Origin of the sequence: Stenotrophomonas sp. YIM B06876, from assembly GCF_030711595.1 — a bacterium.
Lineage (GTDB): Bacteria > Pseudomonadota > Gammaproteobacteria > Xanthomonadales > Xanthomonadaceae > Stenotrophomonas.
This window is the reverse complement of the sequence record NZ_JAUJUJ010000104.1, coordinates 1-2,573: the sequence shown is the minus strand read 5'-3', so window position 1 is coordinate 2,573 and position 2,573 is coordinate 1. Positions and strand designations below refer to the sequence as shown.

Below are 2,573 nucleotides of genomic sequence, written 5' to 3'. Positions count from 1 at the left end.
GAAATCATGAATACGTTCCTAATGCGACGTGCCCAGATAGGCCGTGATGACGTCTTCGTTGGCGCGCACTTCCTCGGGCGCGCCGTCGCCGATCTTCTTGCCGTAGTCGAGCACCACGACGCGATCCGAGATGTCCATGACCACGCCCATGTCGTGCTCGATCAGCACGATGGTGGTGCCGAACTCGTCGTTCACGTCGAGGATGAAGCGGCACATGTCCTGCTTTTCTTCCACGTTCATGCCGGCCATGGGCTCGTCGAGCAGCAGCACCTGCGGCTCCATCGCCAGGGCCCGGCCCAGGTCGACGCGCTTTTGCAGGCCGTAGGGCAGCTGGCCCACGGGCGTCTTGCGAAAGGCCTGGATTTCGAGGAAGTCGATGATGTGCTCGACGAACTCGCGGTGGCGGATCTCTTCGCGCTCGGCCGGGCCGATGCGCAGCGCCTGCAGCAGGATGTTGCTTTTGATCTTCAGGTTGCGCCCGGTCATGATGTTGTCGATCACGCTCATGCCCTTGAACAGCGCCAGGTTCTGGAAGGTGCGCGCCACGCCCATNCCGATGCGCAGCGCCTGCAGCAGGATGTTGCTTTTGATCTTCAGGTTGCGCCCGGTCATGATGTTGTCGATCACGCTCATGCCCTTGAACAGCGCCAGGTTCTGGAAGGTGCGCGCCACGCCCATCTCGGCCACCTGGCGCGAGTTCATGTGCGAAAAGGTCTGGCCGCGGAAGGTGATAGCGCCTTCCTGAGGCGCGTACACGCCGTTGATGCAGTTGAGCATGGAGCTCTTGCCGGCGCCGTTGGGGCCGATGATGGAGCGGATCTCGTGCTCGCGCACGTCGAACGAGATGTCGGTCAGCGCCTTCACTCCGCCAAAGCGCAGGCTGATGTTCTTGACGTCGAGGATGACGTCGCCAATCTTCTTTTGGGTCATGATGGGTAGAGGCCTCTCAAGCGGGTGGAGAGTGGGCTTCATGCTGCAGTCTTCACCGGAGTGAACGTTTTGGCGTCCGAGAGCTTGAGCGTGGCGCTGACGCTGCCGGTGCGGCCGTCCTCGAACTTGACCTGGGTCTCTATGTACTGCTCGGTGCGCCCGGCGTACAGGGCATCGACCAGCACGCCGTACTTGTCGGCGATGAAACCGCGGCGCACCTTGTTGGTGCGCGTGAGCTCGCCATCGTCGGCGTCCAGCTCCTTGTGCAGGATCAGGAAGCGGCTGACCTGGCTGCCGGCCAGCAGCGCGTCGCCCGCCAGGTCGGCGTTGACCTTTTCCACGCACTCGCGGATGAGCCCGTAGACCTCGGGCTTTTGCGCCAGGTCGGTGTAGCCGGCATAGGGCAGGTTGCGGCGTTCGGCCCAGTTGCCCACGGCCTCGAAGTCGATGTTGATGAAGGCGCAGACCTTCTCGCGGCCGTCGCCGTAGGCCACCACCTCCTTGATGTGCGGGAAGAACTTGAGCTTGTTCTCGACGTACTTGGGCGCGAACATGGCGCCGTCGTTGGCGCCGCCCTTGAGGCGCCCCACGTCCTTCACGCGGTCGATGATCTTCAGGTGGCCCTGCGCATCGAGAAAGCCGGCGTCGCTGGTGTGGTACCAGCCATCCTGCGTCAGCACCTCGGCCGTGGCGGCCGGGTTCTTGTAGTACTCCTTGAGCAGGCCGGCCGACTTGACCAGGATCTCGCCGTTGTCGGCCACCTTGATCTCCACGCCGCGGATCGGCACGCCCACGGTGTCGGCGCGCGCCTGGTTGTCGGGCTGCAGGCAGACGAACACGGCGGTTTCGGTGGAGCCGTAGAGCTGCTTCAAGTTGATGCCGATCGAGCGGTAGAAGCTGAACAGGTCGGGGCCTATGGCCTCGCCCGCCGTGTAGGCCACGCGCACGCGGCTGAACCCCAGGTTGTTGCGCAGCGGGCCGTACACCAGCAGGTTGCCGAGCGCGTACTTGATGCGGTCGAGCGCGCCGACGGCATCGCCGTTCATGAGCGCCGGGCCGACGCGCCTGGCCACGTCCATGCAGGTGGCAAACATCTTGCGCTTGAGCGCGCCCGCGTCTTCCATGCGGATCATCACGCTGGTCAGCAGGCCTTCGAAAATGCGCGGCGGGGCGAAGTAGTAGGTCGGGCCGACCTCCTTGAGGTCGATGGTCACGGTGCCGGCCGACTCGGGGCAGTTGACCACGTAGCCGCAGACCAGCCACTGGGCGTAGCTGAAGATGTTCTGCCCGATCCAGGCCGGCGGCAGGTAGGCCAGCACCTCCTCGGCGCTGGTGAGGTGGTCGAACTCGGCGCCGGCGCTGGCGCGGTCGATCAGCGTGTGGTGCGTGTGCACCACGCCCTTGGGGTTGCCGGTGGTGCCCGAGGTGAAGAACATCGCGGCCACGTCGCCGGGCTGGACCTGGGCGACCTCGTTGCCGAACCACTGCGGGTTCTGGCGCGCAAAGGCCGCGCCCGCGGCCATCAGCGCGTCGAGCGGCGCCAGGCCCGGCTCGTCGTAGTTGCGCAGGCCGCGCGGGTCGTCGTAGAAGATGTGCGCGATGGCGGGGCAGCTCTCGCGGATCTCGACCAGCTTGTCGACCTG

The 2,573-nt window shown here is 65.1% G+C and carries 2 protein-coding genes; both read right to left on the bottom strand.

What is annotated here, in order from left to right; all coding sequences use genetic code 11:
* Positions 1-18: 18 nt before the first annotated feature.
* Positions 19-930, bottom strand: coding sequence for an ABC transporter ATP-binding protein (locus QZH66_RS15005; RefSeq protein WP_305806716.1), 912 nt, complete (start codon positions 928-930; stop codon positions 19-21).
* Between the two features lie 38 nt (positions 931-968).
* On the bottom strand, positions 969-2,573 hold a 1,605-nt coding region (locus QZH66_RS15000), incomplete at its 5' end, for an AMP-binding protein (protein WP_305806715.1).